This is a genomic window from Flavobacterium columnare (assembly GCF_014844295.1).
Taxonomy (GTDB): Bacteria; Bacteroidota; Bacteroidia; order Flavobacteriales; family Flavobacteriaceae; genus Flavobacterium; species Flavobacterium columnare.
The window spans coordinates 2,348,483-2,362,403 of record NZ_CP054494.1; the positions used below are offsets into that span (position 1 = coordinate 2,348,483).

Below are 13,921 nucleotides of genomic sequence, written 5' to 3' on the forward strand. Positions count from 1 at the left end.
GTAGATTTATTTGATATGATTAATAAATTGTGCTTCGTATAATTTTCGATAGGCTCCTTTTTCCTTTTTTAATAAAGAGGTATGGGTGCCTTCTTCTATGACTATTCCTTTGTCTAGCACTATGATTCTATCTGCATTTATAATTGTTGCTAAACGATGCGCAATAATAATAGAAGTTCTATTTTTTGTTAAAGTTTCTGTGGCTTTTTGGATCTTTTCTTCTAAATAAGTATCTATAGAAGAAGTGGCTTCATCTAAGATTAGGATGCTAGGATTACTTAAGTAGGCTCTTAAAAAAGCAATTAACTGTCTTTGACCTGATGAAAGTGATGCTCCACGTTCTTTTACATCATATTCATAGTTATTGGGTAGAGCCATGATAAAATCATGTGCCCCAATGGCTTTGGCCGCTTTTATTACCTGATCCTTAGTTATAAAAGGATTTTTTAAAGTTATATTATGGTAGATGCTGTCTGCAAATAAGAACACATCTTGGAGAACAATAGCTATTTGAGTTCTTAAACTTTCTATGGTGAAATCTTTTATGTTTTGATTGTCTATAGAAATAGATCCTGATTGAATATCGTAAAATCTATTGAGTAAATTAATAATGGTTGTTTTGCCAGCTCCAGTGGCTCCTACTATGGCAACGGTTTGACCAGGGTTTAAACTTAAATTAAGATTCTTGAGTATATATTCATCAGATTTATAACCAAAAGATACGTTTTTGAACTCTATTTTGCCTATAAATTTAGGAGCTTTAATACTTCCATTGTTTTCTATTTCTTCTTTAAAATCAAGAACTTCAAATACTCGTTGAGCAGCAATCATCCCCATTTGCATTTCATTAAATTTATCGGCTATTTGTCTTAAAGGGGTAAAGAAGATAGTGATGTACATAGTATAGGCAAAAAGATGGCCTACATTGGTAAACGGATCGTGTTGTAATAACAAAATACAGCCAAACCAAATGATTAGACTTAAGGTTAAATAGGTTATAATGTCAGCAATTGGAAAGAAAATAGAGTTGTACCAAACGTTTTTTACCCAAGCTTTACGATGTAAATGGTTTATTTTTTTAAAATTTTTATATTCAATTTCTTCTCGTGTGAAAAGTTGAACGATTTTCATTCCTGTTAGTCGTTCCTGAATAAAAGTGTTCATGTTAGCAATTTGAGTTCGAACATCTTCAAACGCGCTTTTCATTTTTATCTGAAATATCCGAATAGCATATAGGAGTATTGGCATGGTAGCTACGACAATCAGAGTTAGTTTCCAATTCATGTATAGCATGAAAAAGAAGATAGTAGTCATTTTCATTAAATCACTCATAATCATGAATAATCCTTGACTAAAAATACGGGCTATGGATTCTATGTCTGAGACGGAACGGGTGATTAGTTTTCCTACAGGCTCTTTGTCAAAATATTGTATTTTAAAACAGCTTAAGTGGTTAAATAATTTTATACGAATATCCTTGACTATATCTTGTCCGAGTACGTTTGCCCAATAGACAAAGTAAAATTGGGCTAATACTTCAAGTACTAATGTCAAGGCCATGATGCCTAGCATAACTAAAAAACCTGTTAGTTTTTTAGGAATTACGTAAAGATCTATAATGTTTTGTAACAAGTAGGGGCGGAGTGCAGCAAAAATAGATAACAGAACAGCCCATAAAATAACGCTGTAATATCGCCATTTGTAGGGTTTTGTATAAGTGAGTATTCTTTTGAATAATGTACTATCAAATGCTTTCATTTATGTAAGGGTAGGTTACTTTGCTTAAAAATAATCCTTGTGCAGGAACCGAAAAACCTGCTTTTTTTCGGTCTTTACTTTCAATAATAGATACTAGATCTTCTTTTGTGATTTTATGGGTACCAATGTTTACCATAGTTCCCACAATAGCTCTTACCATATTCCGTAAGAAACGATCGGCAGTGATGGTGAAAACTAAATTTTGGTTTTCTTTACGCCAGTAGGCTTCTGTTATTTTGCAGTTAAAAGTGTGTACGTCTGTATGTGTTTTTGAAAAGCACTCGAAGTCTATGTATTCAAAAAGAATTTTACAGGCTTCATTCATCGTGTTTATATCTAAAATATGATGATTATACCAAGCAAGTTCTGTATTGAAGGCATTTTTTTGAGTACTGATGTAATAATGGTAGGTTCTAGAAGTAGCGTCAAAACGAGCATGCGCTTCATCATGTACTGGAATAATACGAAATAGAGCAATATCTTTTGGTAAAAAGGAATTAGCTCTTTGTTTTAGTTTTGCTAGATCTAGTTCTTTTTGAGTATCAAAATGCCCATACATTTGTGAAGCATGTACTCCTGTATCAGTTCTACCAGCACCTACAATTTCTATACTTTCTTGTAAAAGTGTAGAAAATACTTTATTTAAAGTTTCTTGTACTGAAATGGCATTGGGTTGGTATTGCCAACCATGATAATGGGTGCCTTTATATGCAAATTCAATAAAATATCTCAAGGTGTAAAAATTTGTGAGCAAAGATAAAAGAAATGAAACAGATTTTGAATAATATGATAGGACTATAAGATCTAAAAAAAGCAGTGTATTACCTCACTGCTTTTTTAGATCTTATTAGGCTGTTTTAAAATCGTCTACCATGAGCGCGATTTTCTCCTTGTTCGTAACTTCTTTCGTTATTTTTATATTCTTGTTGATCTCTATAATAATCACGGTTTTCTACTCTGTTTTCGTAACGATCTTCATTTTTTCTGTAGTATTGGTTATCTCTATTTACGTAAGCGATGTGATTTCCTCTTCGTGAATAAGCAGGGCCATAATATTCGCTATGATAGTTTCGGTAATTATTTTTCCAATGGCTTTTTCTGTGATCATTAAAAGAAGTCCAAGGGCAGTTTCCTCTATAATCTATGATGACTCTAGGTGCCCTTTGAATATCATATCCTCTACAATAGTCTGGTAGATGACTTGATCGACACCAGCCTCTTGGTCCTGAATAAATGTACACTTGGTTAAAGTTATCATAGTAACATTCTAGTTCAGGTAAGTATACATATTGTACTCTTTCTTCTGAATAATTTGCACACCTGTTGGGATGTTGTTCGCCTATATTTAAACTTACTGAAACTTGTGCCAAAGTTTGAAAGTTTAGTATCATTAAAAAGGCTCCGATTATAAATGATAGTTTTTTCATATTCTATGGTTTTGTTGCTATTGTTAATTTCTTAGTAAAGTATCCAATTACTATGCCAAAAAAATATGAAGAATGAATCATTTAAAAATTCACTAAATATTGATAGACTTTTTCTGTTGGTAACCCCACTACGTTGGTATAAGAACCTTCGATTTTTGAAATACCAATTAAACCTATCCAGTCTTGAATGCCGTAACTTCCCGCTTTGTCAAAAGGTTTGTAGTTTTTTAAGTAATAATGTATTGTTTGGTCTGTTAGTACTCCAAATGTTACTTTTGTGATTTCATTAATAAGGTCTTCTTTTTCTGTGGTTTTAAAACAAACAGAGGTAATGACTTCATGAGTGCTATCAGATAAACTTTTAAGCATTGCAAATGCGTTGTCATAGTCTGCAGGTTTTCCTAAAGCTTTGTTGTTATGCCACACTAAGGTGTCGCTTGTAATAAGCAATTCGTGGGTTTGTAATTCACCATCAAAAGCAGAAGCTTTTAGCTTTGCTAAGTAATCGGTAATCTCTAAAAATTTTAATGTTTCGGGATAATTTTCTTCAATTTCTTTTAGTTTAATACTGAAATCAATATCAAAATCTTTGAAAAATTGTTGACGACGAGGCGAGCCAGAGGCTAGTATTATCTGATGTTTTTTAAATTTAGTGCGTAGCATAATAATTCATGTTTAAACCAATAACTCCTATGGAAAGACTGCCTAATACTATGATTAGTTTTAAAACACTACTCAGATGTCTATAGTCCTTTTGAGATTGAGCATTCCATACTTTTATAGCAAAATACAAAAGGGGACCAACAATAAAGAAGAGAATATATAAAGTAGCGTATAGTAATTCAAAAAGGTTACTATATACATAAGATAAAATCAAAGTAATAGGTATGAAAGTCACACCAAAAACAAGTTTTAAAGTTCTGTTAGTTCCTAAAATAATGGGTAAAGTACGGATATCTTCGCTATAATCGCCTTTTATATCTTCAATGTCTTTTATAATTTCTCGTAAGAAATTAATCATAAACGCCATTATTGAAAAATCAATTAATACGGAAAACAAAAAGAGTAAATGTCCTTTATCCCCCAAGGGAAGTACAGGGAAGAGTGTAAATAAGCCAATAATAATAACGCTAAAGGCTAATAATAGAGAGACAATGATGTTTTTAACGAGTACTATTTTTTTTAGATTGGTAGCATATAAATATAATAGAGAGGCACATAGAATGAAGACAATTACAAAGTTAGGGTGCTTAATTACGTGTGATAAATAATAGCCTATAAGAACCCCTACGGAAGTGAAAGCTGTATAGAGGTTGTAGGCAACCGATTCGTCAATGGTATTGCCTATAAGGTTTTTGTTGGGTTTGTTAATAGCATCAGTACCTTGATCAAATAGATCATTTATAATATAACCACCTGCTGTAATAAAAAGAGTAGCGAGAACTAGAAGTATATATTGCCAATTGGGAATAGCTAAAAGAGTAGGTTGAAGTTTTAAAAAACCAAAATAACAGACTAATTGCATTAATGCAATTAGTAGTAAGTTTTTGTATCGGATTAGATGTAGGAATTTCATGTTTTTTAAAATTTATATTGAATGTTTAAAAAAACTTTCCATCAAAATAGGTATTCCATTTTTCTTGGACTTTCATAACTTGTTCAATGACATCTCTAACGGCTCCTTTACCTCCATTTATATGTGAAATATACTTAGAAATTGTTTTTATTTCGGGACTTGCATCTTGTGGACAAGTAGGAAGGCCTACTAATTGCATAACCTGATAATCAGGAATATCATCGCCCATATATAATACGTTTTGGGGATGGATGTTATAAATGTCGCAATATTCTTTAAATGTTTCGACTTTGTTAGATGATCCAAGATAGATGTCTGTTATACCCAAGTTTCGTAATCGGATTCGAACCCCTTCATTGCTTCCTCCGGAAATAACACATACATTGTAGCCGCTTTCTATGGCTGCTTTTATAGCAAATCCGTCACGTATGTTCATTTCGCGTAGCATTTCACCTGTAGGCGTTACGTGTACAGTTCCATCGGTTAGAACGCCATCTACATCCAATACAAATGTATTGATTAGGTTCATTATTTCTTTATAACTTTTAGACATTGTCAATAATAGATTTTGTTAGCAATTTATAGATTTCTTTATGGGTATCGTTTTGTAAAAAATAAAGGTGCTCATTAATTGTAATGGAGTCTTTTCTTTTTGCAGGGCCAGTTTGTGCATCTTTGGGATTAAGTTGTTTTATTTTATTAGCAGTTTCTTCTATAAGGGGATGAAGGATTTCAAAAGGAACTTCGTGCTCTGTACAAATTTCATGTCCGATTTGATATAGGTGATTTACAAAATTGCAAACAAAAACGGCTGATACGTGTAATGATTTTCGTTGATCTGAATTTATTTTAAGTGCTTGATTACTAATTGATTGCGCTATTTTTTCTAGTAATAAATAATCTTGATCGGATTCTGCTTCAATACAAATAGGAATTTTATTGAAGTTAATGGCTTTGTTTTTAGAAAAGGTTTGCAATGGATAAAAAACACCTTTTCTTGAGGTTGCAGGTAGCGCTTGTATGTTGACGGTTCCTGATGTGTGAATAATTAATTTATTTTGAAAAGGAATTTTTTCTGCTAATGAGGGTATTGCTGCGTCAGTTACAGATAGTATATAAACATCGGCTTCTTTTAATTCCTCTAAAGTATGAACTATATTTTCTTTTTTAAAATTAGGTATTTCAATGGTAGTGTTTCTTGTATACACTTGAGATATTTTTACCTCTTCTGTTCGTTGAAAAGCATTTATAAGATGAGAGGCTACATTTCCTGAGCCTAAAATTACTACTGTTGTCATAAGGCGAAGTTACTAAAAAAGAATTTTTACCCAAAATTTTCAGGCACAATGCGTAGGTAAGCACTTTTTAATAAAAAAAAGTTAATATATTTTTAATAGAATCGATAAACGAAAAGAAAAAAGTTTTATTTTGCAAATATTCAATTTGTAAATTAATATTTTATGAGAAAGTTATTAAGCTTATCCCTATTTTTTATTTGTTCTTACTCTGGTTTTAGCCAGATAAAAGTAATTCCTACGACTCCTATAGAGCGTTTAGGAAGGGTAGGGAACAATAGTATATATGTGCATAAAGAAGGAAATATTTATACCTTTTTTTATAAAGATATAGAAAATCCAGAAGAATCGCCTATACGTAATTTTTCTTTTAAAAATTTAGAGAATGATTATGAGAATCTTTTTAAAATTATAGTAGATGGTTTTAGTGCTTCACCTATATATGATATTAAATTAGAATTACCAAATGATTTTATTTGGTTGCATTATGCTAAGTCTACCGCTAAGACAACCGTACAGTTTATGACTACTAATAAAGCCACAGCTACTACAGGTATTTCAGAAGCAATGACGTTAGATGACGTTAAAAAATTATTTGAGAAATCTTAATTTTTTTGAAAAATTATTTGTATGACGAGATCTTTTATCATAAGGTCTCGTTTTTTATTTATAAAAAAATCTTAAAAAAAACAAAGATAAAAGTATTAACGGAACAAAATAAGTATTTTTGTACAGCTTAAAAATTTGAATTTCCCAATCATGGATAAAAAGATCTTTTCCTTTCTATTTTCAACTCGATTGATGGCTATTTTATTTCTAGTTTTTGCAGCGGCTATGGCGGCAGGAACTTTTATAGAAGATGCGTATAATACAGATACTGCACGTATTATTATTTATAATGCTTGGTGGTTTGAGGTGATAATGGTATTTTTTGTTATCAATTTCTTAGGAAATATAAAACGGTATGAATTATATAAAAAAGAAAAATGGGCAACCCTTATGCTTCACCTTTCCTTTTTGTTTATTATACTAGGAGCTTTTATTACCCGTTATATTAGTTATGAAGGGATAATGCCTATTCGAGAAGGAGCTACTGAAAATCAATTTTATTCAGATCGTACCTATTTGACTTATTTTGTGGATGGTATGCACCAAAATGAGTTTAAAAGAAGAGTTTTTGAAAAACCTCTATTAGTATCAGCCGCTGTTAATAATCATTTTGTTGATGAAGAACAATTTGATAAAATTCCATTCAAAGTAGAGTTGGTAGATTTTATAATGGGGGCAAAGGAAACTGTAAAAGAAGATCCAAAAGGTAAATTGTATCTTAAAATGGTAGAAGCAGGAGGAGGACAGCGTCATGAGCATTATCTAAAAGAAGGAGAAGTTGTCAGCATACACAATATTTTGTTTTCACTCAATCAACATACTAAAGGAGCTGTTAATATTACAATTAATGATAAGGAATCCACAATCGAATCGCCTTTTGATGGTAATTTTATGAGAATGGCAGATCAGTTAAAAGGAGTTGTTGTAAAAAACAATAAATCAGCTTTGATGTATCGTTCCTTATATAACGTGGGGGGTGCGCAATTTGTGTTTCCTGAAACGGCAATAAAAGGAGTAAAAGAGTATCAGTCTAATGGAAACTATAAAGACAAAGAAAGCAATGATGCTTTGATCCTTAAAATAACAAATGAAGGAAAGGAAAAAAGGATAACGTTATTAGGACAAAAAGGAAGTCCTGGCGAGCCAGTGGCCTTTAAACAAGGAGGTTTAGAGTATACTTTTCAGTACGGTAGTAAAATTTATGAATTACCATTTAAAGTGCGTTTAAATAAATTTATTGCTTCTAAATATCCAGGTACCGAAAAAAGTTATTCCGCTTTTGAAAGCCAAGTAAGCATATTAGACGAAAAACCATTTGATGCACGTATTTATATGAATCATATTTTAGATCATAAAGGATACCGTTTTTTTCAATCAGGATTTGACCCTGATGAAAAAGGAACAAAATTATCCGTAAATCATGATTTTTGGGGAACTTGGATGACTTATCTAGGCTATACCTTATTATATATAGGATTAATAGCGATATTGTTTTTTGGAGATACTCGTTTTAATGATCTTAAAAAGAAATTAGAAAAAGTGCGTAATAAGAAGGCTAATATGATAACTATTGTTATTTTATTTTTTGCACTCTCTTTAAATGCTCAAAAAAAACAGGCACACGCAATTCCTACAGAACAGCAGATTGATTCTATACTAAATCGTTATAAAGTACCTGAAGAGCAAGCAGCCAAATTTGGTCGATTAGTAATTCAGGATCAAGGAGGACGTATGAAGCCAATTAATACTTTTTCATCCGAATTATTACGGAAAGTCAGTAAAAAAGATACCTATAAAGAAATGAACTCTGACCAGGTTTTCTTGTCTATGACACAATTTCCACAAGTTTGGTATGAGATTCCTATTATTTTTATGCAAAAAGACAACGATAGTATTCATAAGCTATTAGGTATTGAAAACAAAGCTAAATATGCCAAACTAATTGATTTTTTTGACGAAAGAGGGAATTATAAATTATCTGAACAATTAGATAAAGCGTATAAAGCAACAGTTCCTAATCAATTTGAAAAAGATTTTATAGAAGCAGATAAAAAAGTAAACTTATTATATTCGGCTATTTCAGGACAAATTTTAAAGATATTTCCAGTACCCGCTGATAAAAATAATAAATGGGTTAGCTTTTTAGAAATTAGTCATTCTACAGGAACTTCATTAGATACAATTAAAAACGTTTTGCCTTTTTATTTGAACTCTTTGGATAAAGCAACGGCTTCTAAAGACTATACATTAGCTAATAGTTTGATAACAGGATTAGAAAAATATCAAAAAAAATACGGATCAACCGTAAGACCTTCGGATAAAAAAATTGATGCAGAAATATTATATAATAAATATGATGTTTTCAAAAAATTGTACTCATGGTATATGTTAGCGGGACTATTAATGTTTGCTTTTGTAATTATGCAAATATTTAATAAGACAAAATGGGTTCATTTTTCAGTTAAAACTTTTCATGTTCTTTTGGGAGTGTTTTTTTTAATCCATACATTAGGGCTTGTTGCCAGATGGTATATTTCAGGACATGCTCCTTGGAGTAACGCGTATGAATCTATGATTTATGTAGGATGGTCTATTATGTTATTTGGGTTATTCTTTGGAAGAAAGTCTGATTTAACAGTAGCTTCGACAGCTTTTGTGGCTTCTATGATCTTATGGGTGGCACATCAGAGTTGGTTAGACCCTCAGATAGCTAATCTTCAACCCGTATTAAACTCGTATTGGTTAATGATTCACGTAGCAGTCATTGTGGGAAGCTATGGCCCCTTTGCTTTGGGTGCCATTTTAGGATTAGTAGCTATGTTCTTGATGTTATTTACCAACAAAAAGAATCAAAAAGTAATGGACTTAAATATAAAAGAAATTACTTATATTAATGAAATGGCATTGACAGTAGGTTTAGTTATGTTAACGATAGGTAACTTTTTAGGAGGGCAATGGGCAAATGAAAGTTGGGGACGCTATTGGGGCTGGGATCCAAAAGAAACATGGGCCTTAATTAGTATCATGGTTTATGGCTTTGTTATTCACATGCGTTTTGTACCTGCTTTAAGAGGAAAATTTATTTATAATTTCTTTAGCGTTTTAGCTTTTGCATCTGTATTAATGACCTATTTTGGAGTTAATTTTCATTTAAGTGGACTTCATTCGTATGCTACAGGAGAACGACAAAATGTGGAAATCTATATAAAAGTTCTTGTAGGCTTTTTATTGTTTTCAATCGTAGTATATTATAAAATTTTAAAATCTAAAAAAAATGAGTAGAATTATTGCAACTGTATGTATGCTTTTTTGCGCCATAACATGGGCCCAGAAAAGCCAGCCGAGTGATGAATATGTAAATACAATTTACCAATTTAAAGTAAAAGATATAAACGGGAAAGAGTTTGATCTAGCGCAATTAAAAGGTAAAAAGATAATGATTGTAAATACAGCTTCAGAATGTGGATTAACGCCACAGTACGCTCAATTAGAAGAGTTATATAAAACTTTTAAAGAAAAAAACTTTGTCGTTGTAGGGTTTCCTGCCAATAATTTTGGAGAACAAGAACCAGGAAATAATGAACAAATTGCTACTTTCTGTAAGAAGAACTATGGTGTTTCTTTTCCTGTAATGGAAAAGATATCAGTAAAAGGGGCTGATATACACCCTCTTTATTTGTTCTTAACTCAAAAAAAGCTAAATGGAGTATTAGATAGCGACGTGAAATGGAATTTTCAAAAATATCTGATTGATGAAAAAGGAAAATTAGTTCAGATGATAATGCCTAAAACATTACCTAACTCAGATGAAGTTATTAATTGGATAAAATCATAAAGAAAGTATTTTAACAACTGAAGAATCAATAGTATGTGATTTGTTTCATCTGTTTCCTTTATTTTTTCCCTTTGGTCAGCCAAGGTAAGGAAACTAAACAAAGTTAATGGCAAGATTGTCGACTTTTTTGATAACTTTATTCTTGAATTGTTATTTTTACATAAAAAATAGAGGTGTAGTTTTAACTTTTTTTTAAATTAGCTACATCCAAAAACAGCCAAATTAAAATAAGACTAAAAAATGAAAAAAGAAGTTTTATTATTAATGTCAATACTTGTATTTTCGTGTAAAAACCAAGAGGAGACTTTAAAAAATGATGATTCAGCAAAAGAAGCTTTTAAAGGGTTAGAAGAAGTTGTTATTGAAAAAAATTTAGAAGGGCAGACTATTTATCAATACCAAGTTGTAGATATAAATGGAAAGACTTTTGATTTCTCAAAATTAAGAGGAAAAAAAATCCTGATTGTTAATACAGCTACTGATTGCGGATTTACGGATCAGTTAGAGGCCTTACAACAAATGTATGCTAAGTACAAAAGAAAAGGCTTAGAAATTGTTGCATTTCCTTCTAATGATTTTGGAAATTCTGAGCCTTTAGAAAATTCTGAGATTAATGCTTTTTGTAAAACCAAATACGGTGTAACTTTTCCAATAATGGGAAAAGTGAATTTAAAAGGAAATAATAGACACCCTGTCTACCAATTTTTGATGAGTAAAAACAAGAATGGTTTAAAGGATAATGTTTTGCATTGGAATTTTCAAAAGTATTTAATTAATGAAAGTGGTCACGTTGATCAAGTTTTAGGACCTCATATAACACCCGACAATCCAGTTGTTTTAGAGTGGATTAAATCATAAAAATAAATGCGCTATATTAATTTAATTGATTAGCGCATTTATTTTTTTCCATAATTCATTGTCAAAACCAGATAAAGAAAAATTAGGACTATTAGGAGTACTAGATTCCCCCATTCTTATAACGACCATTTTTTTACTAGGAACGATATATATTCTTTGATCAGCAGCTCCCATAGCAGTATACATATCAGAGGGTGCGTTTGGAATTAATGAGCCTGCAAATACATTTTGTGAATTAGGCAGCATAAAAGAATCTTTTCCATTTAACCACCAAAAATACCCATAGGCTTGATTTATATTTTGAGAAGTTGAAATACTTTCATTAAAAAAAGCTTCATTTAGTATTTGTTCATTATTCCATTTTCCTTTATTGAGTGCTAGCAGGCCAAATCGTGCCATACTTCGGGTAGTGCTATAATAAATCCTATAAATAGGTCCCAAATACCACGAGCCATCCATTCCAATCTTATTCTTTAGTTTCAAATTATAATAATCTTCAAAAGGAGAGTTACTAGCATTTGCTATCACATCCATTTGTTTTTGAAAAATGTTATGATAAGCCCATCTATTACCAGCATCTGATTTATAGATAAGATCAGAAGGACTTGTTTTTTCTCCTTGTTCGTCATCAATACCTGAAGTCATCGTTAGGAGGTGTTTACACGTAATTAAATTTTCTTTTTCAATAGGAGTAGTAGTCCATCCTATTCCTAGGTACTTAGATACTTTATCGTTTATATTTAGTATTCCTTCTTGTTGTGCAATTCCTGTAAGAGTAGAGATAAGGGTTTTTCCTGCGCTATTCCATTGCCATACTTGAGATATTGAATGACCACTAAAATATTCTTCTACCACAATACGACCGTTAACTAAAATCATAAATGATTTAGTATTGGTTTCCTTTAAATACATTTTTAATGGTTCAAAAGCAGTAGAATTCCAGTTAATACTATTCCTGTTTTTTGTTTCCCAAGTACCTAAAGAGTTAGGAGGGAAATACATTTCTTCCGTTGTGGTGCTATTTTGAATGTTTTTTTCGGATTCGCAACTGATTATTCCTAAAAATATTAATAGGAATAAGTTAGCTATTAGAATATTTTTTTTCATAAACTCCTTTAAATTTTTATAAGTAATGAAATAAAAATAAGATTTTAGATCAATTCATTAATTTGATCAATACTAGAATCTTTATGGTTGTGATATACATTAAAATGAAATTCATTTAGTTTTTTAAGTAGTGAAAGTAAATTCTTTTTTTCTTCCTCGTCTAATTTCGCTGAAAGTATTCTTGCTATTTGAGTTACATCTTCTACCGATTCGTTGAAAAAAGATTTTCCTTTTTGAGTGACTCGTAATCGCGTAATGCGTTTGTCTTTTTTGTCAGGAAATTCTTCTAATAAAAGATTTTTTACGAGGCGTTTTATTATTTCAATACCAGTTTGTTTTTCGTGGGCATTTCGTTCAATTAACTGCATTTTTGTCAAGGATTCTTCATCTATGATGCGATACAAATAAGTAAATTCCTCGTTTGCTAATTGAGGGAAATCTTTTAATCCTCTACGAATCATTTGTTTGGAAAAACGACCTAATAAAATGACTTGTTTAGCAATTTCGTTTTCAATATCAAATACCGTCTTTTTTTTCTTTTTGAACAAAGCTGTAGGATTAGTGTTTTGATAAGCTTTTTCGTTCATCCATAACCTAAAGTCTTCAACACTTGCATTTGCTTTAATAGGTACTTCTTGTTCGAACTCTTTGACCTGTAGTAATAGTTGTATGAAAAAATCAGTATTCATGTTAATTACAGTTTTATATTACTCATTCCGCCGTCTATGCTAATAATTTGTCCTGTTATCCAAGAGGAGAAATCGGAGAGCAAAAATACGATCATTTTTGCAATATCATTAGGATCGCCAATGTTCTGTAATGGATGTCTTTTTGCAGCGGCTTCTATTTTTTCAGGAGTAGATAGTAATGAAGCGGATAGTTTTGTTGTAGTTAGCGATGGAGCTATTGCATTAATGCGGATATTATGTTGAGCAAATTCAGCGGCTAAACTCCGAACCAATCCTTCAATTGCACTTTTACTAGTTGCAATAGAAGCATGAAAAGGCATGCCTATTTTTGCTGCTACACTACTAAAAAGGACTATACTGGCAGAATTGGATTTTTTTAAACGAGGTAATAATTGTTGAATTATTTTAACAGCACCTAATACATTTATTTCAAAATCTGCTCTAAAATCTTCTTCTGTAAAACGATGAAAAGGTTTTAAGTTAATGCTTCCTGGAGCATAAACAATTCCATCAATAATTTCCGGAAATACAATATCATCTAATTGATCAGTTATGATGTTTTTTTTATAAAACGGAATGTCTAAAGAATCAAACTCTGTAGAATACGTTTTTGAAATTCCTATGATATGATCAGTATTATGTAATGCTTTTAGGGTAGCAAGTCCTATACCACTTCCACAACCTATGACAACTATATTTTTCATTTTTTTCATGTTTATAAAATTCCTTGGTTAATCCTAAAATATTCTAGAGAATGACGCTATCTA

Annotated in this window: 14 protein-coding genes; 4 read left to right on the forward strand and 10 right to left on the reverse strand. The window is 31.2% G+C overall.

Annotation, left to right across the window (positions count from 1 at the left end; translation table 11 throughout):
• Nucleotides 1-6: 6 nt before the first annotated feature.
• The 7 genes from HUE53_RS10215 to HUE53_RS10245 form a co-directional block, all read right to left on the reverse strand.
• The gene (locus tag HUE53_RS10215) at nucleotides 7-1,758 is read right to left on the reverse strand and encodes an ABC transporter ATP-binding protein (protein ID WP_065213403.1); all 1,752 of its coding nucleotides are present in this window, start codon (nucleotides 1,756-1,758) and stop codon (nucleotides 7-9) included.
• On the reverse strand, nucleotides 1,745-2,491 hold the full coding sequence (gene truA / locus HUE53_RS10220; protein WP_014165593.1) for a tRNA pseudouridine(38-40) synthase TruA: 747 nt from the start codon (nucleotides 2,489-2,491) through the stop codon (nucleotides 1,745-1,747). Before truA ends, HUE53_RS10215 begins: the two co-directional genes overlap by 14 nt.
• A gap of 124 nt (nucleotides 2,492-2,615) precedes the next feature.
• The gene (locus HUE53_RS10225) at nucleotides 2,616-3,185 is read right to left on the reverse strand and encodes a hypothetical protein (protein ID WP_014165592.1); all 570 of its coding nucleotides are present in this window, start codon (nucleotides 3,183-3,185) and stop codon (nucleotides 2,616-2,618) included.
• An 81-nt stretch (nucleotides 3,186-3,266) separates the two neighbouring features.
• Nucleotides 3,267-3,848 (reverse strand): Maf-like protein, encoded by a 582-nt coding sequence (locus HUE53_RS10230; RefSeq protein ID WP_192188460.1) that lies wholly within the window; start codon nucleotides 3,846-3,848, stop codon nucleotides 3,267-3,269.
• Nucleotides 3,835-4,761, reverse strand: coding sequence for a geranylgeranylglycerol-phosphate geranylgeranyltransferase (locus HUE53_RS10235; RefSeq protein ID WP_107317706.1), 927 nt, complete (start codon nucleotides 4,759-4,761; stop codon nucleotides 3,835-3,837). Before HUE53_RS10235 ends, HUE53_RS10230 begins: the two co-directional genes overlap by 14 nt.
• A gap of 25 nt (nucleotides 4,762-4,786) precedes the next feature.
• Complete coding sequence (locus HUE53_RS10240) at nucleotides 4,787-5,314, reverse strand: KdsC family phosphatase (protein ID WP_065213404.1); 528 nt, start codon at nucleotides 5,312-5,314, stop codon at nucleotides 4,787-4,789.
• Nucleotides 5,307-6,059 carry a Rossmann-like and DUF2520 domain-containing protein gene (locus tag HUE53_RS10245; RefSeq protein WP_192188461.1) on the reverse strand — a complete coding sequence of 251 codons (753 nt, stop codon included), beginning with the start codon at nucleotides 6,057-6,059 and terminating at the stop codon, nucleotides 5,307-5,309. The genes HUE53_RS10240 and HUE53_RS10245 overlap by 8 nt, the downstream gene beginning before the upstream one ends.
• A gap of 162 nt (nucleotides 6,060-6,221) precedes the next feature.
• Between HUE53_RS10245 and HUE53_RS10250 the strand changes: the two genes are divergently transcribed.
• From HUE53_RS10250 to HUE53_RS10265, 4 genes are all read left to right on the forward strand, one after another.
• The gene (locus tag HUE53_RS10250) at nucleotides 6,222-6,665 is read left to right on the forward strand and encodes a hypothetical protein (protein WP_014165587.1); all 444 of its coding nucleotides are present in this window, start codon (nucleotides 6,222-6,224) and stop codon (nucleotides 6,663-6,665) included.
• 150 nt (nucleotides 6,666-6,815) lie between these two features.
• Entirely contained in the window at nucleotides 6,816-9,947 is a 3,132-nt protein-coding gene (gene ccsA / locus HUE53_RS10255) for a cytochrome c biogenesis protein (protein ID WP_041253222.1), read from the forward strand.
• Between the two features lie 19 nt (nucleotides 9,948-9,966).
• Complete coding sequence (locus HUE53_RS10260) at nucleotides 9,967-10,500, forward strand: glutathione peroxidase (protein ID WP_225556218.1); 534 nt, start codon at nucleotides 9,967-9,969, stop codon at nucleotides 10,498-10,500.
• 240 nt (nucleotides 10,501-10,740) lie between these two features.
• Complete coding sequence (locus HUE53_RS10265) at nucleotides 10,741-11,358, forward strand: glutathione peroxidase (RefSeq protein WP_014165584.1); 618 nt, start codon at nucleotides 10,741-10,743, stop codon at nucleotides 11,356-11,358.
• A gap of 21 nt (nucleotides 11,359-11,379) precedes the next feature.
• Here HUE53_RS10265 and HUE53_RS10270 read toward each other — a convergent pair whose 3' ends face one another.
• Genes HUE53_RS10270 through HUE53_RS10280 form a run of 3 tightly spaced genes read right to left on the reverse strand, consistent with a single transcriptional unit; the run spans nucleotide 11,380 to nucleotide 13,858 of the window.
• The gene (locus tag HUE53_RS10270) at nucleotides 11,380-12,465 is read right to left on the reverse strand and encodes a serine hydrolase domain-containing protein (RefSeq protein ID WP_014165583.1); all 1,086 of its coding nucleotides are present in this window, start codon (nucleotides 12,463-12,465) and stop codon (nucleotides 11,380-11,382) included.
• A gap of 44 nt (nucleotides 12,466-12,509) precedes the next feature.
• Nucleotides 12,510-13,154: a MarR family winged helix-turn-helix transcriptional regulator gene (locus HUE53_RS10275; RefSeq protein ID WP_014165582.1), complete on the reverse strand. Its 645-nt coding sequence runs from the start codon at nucleotides 13,152-13,154 to the stop codon at nucleotides 12,510-12,512.
• A gap of 5 nt (nucleotides 13,155-13,159) precedes the next feature.
• Nucleotides 13,160-13,858 (reverse strand): SDR family NAD(P)-dependent oxidoreductase, encoded by a 699-nt coding sequence (locus HUE53_RS10280; protein WP_102135419.1) that lies wholly within the window; start codon nucleotides 13,856-13,858, stop codon nucleotides 13,160-13,162.
• Between the last annotated feature and the right edge of the window lie 63 nt (nucleotides 13,859-13,921).

What these genes read in the sequence shown, in the direction of transcription:
- HUE53_RS10225 (WP_014165592.1), bottom strand. Translation starts at nt 3,185, where the DNA reads ATGAAAAAACTATCATTTATAATCGGAGCCTTTTTAATGATACTAAAC.
- HUE53_RS10215 (WP_065213403.1), bottom strand. Translation starts at nt 1,758, where the DNA reads ATGAAAGCATTTGATAGTACATTATTCAAAAGAATACTCACTTATACA.
- HUE53_RS10280 (WP_102135419.1), bottom strand. Translation starts at nt 13,858, where the DNA reads ATGAAAAATATAGTTGTCATAGGTTGTGGAAGTGGTATAGGACTTGCT.
- HUE53_RS10265 (WP_014165584.1), top strand. Translation starts at nt 10,741, where the DNA reads ATGAAAAAAGAAGTTTTATTATTAATGTCAATACTTGTATTTTCGTGT.
- HUE53_RS10245 (WP_192188461.1), bottom strand. Translation starts at nt 6,059, where the DNA reads ATGACAACAGTAGTAATTTTAGGCTCAGGAAATGTAGCCTCTCATCTT.
- HUE53_RS10230 (WP_192188460.1), bottom strand. Translation starts at nt 3,848, where the DNA reads ATGCTACGCACTAAATTTAAAAAACATCAGATAATACTAGCCTCTGGC.
- ccsA (WP_041253222.1), top strand. Translation starts at nt 6,816, where the DNA reads ATGGATAAAAAGATCTTTTCCTTTCTATTTTCAACTCGATTGATGGCT.
- HUE53_RS10235 (WP_107317706.1), bottom strand. Translation starts at nt 4,761, where the DNA reads ATGAAATTCCTACATCTAATCCGATACAAAAACTTACTACTAATTGCA.
- HUE53_RS10270 (WP_014165583.1), bottom strand. Translation starts at nt 12,465, where the DNA reads ATGAAAAAAAATATTCTAATAGCTAACTTATTCCTATTAATATTTTTA.
- HUE53_RS10275 (WP_014165582.1), bottom strand. Translation starts at nt 13,154, where the DNA reads ATGAATACTGATTTTTTCATACAACTATTACTACAGGTCAAAGAGTTC.
- HUE53_RS10260 (WP_225556218.1), top strand. Translation starts at nt 9,967, where the DNA reads ATGCTTTTTTGCGCCATAACATGGGCCCAGAAAAGCCAGCCGAGTGAT.
- HUE53_RS10250 (WP_014165587.1), top strand. Translation starts at nt 6,222, where the DNA reads ATGAGAAAGTTATTAAGCTTATCCCTATTTTTTATTTGTTCTTACTCT.
- HUE53_RS10240 (WP_065213404.1), bottom strand. Translation starts at nt 5,314, where the DNA reads ATGTCTAAAAGTTATAAAGAAATAATGAACCTAATCAATACATTTGTA.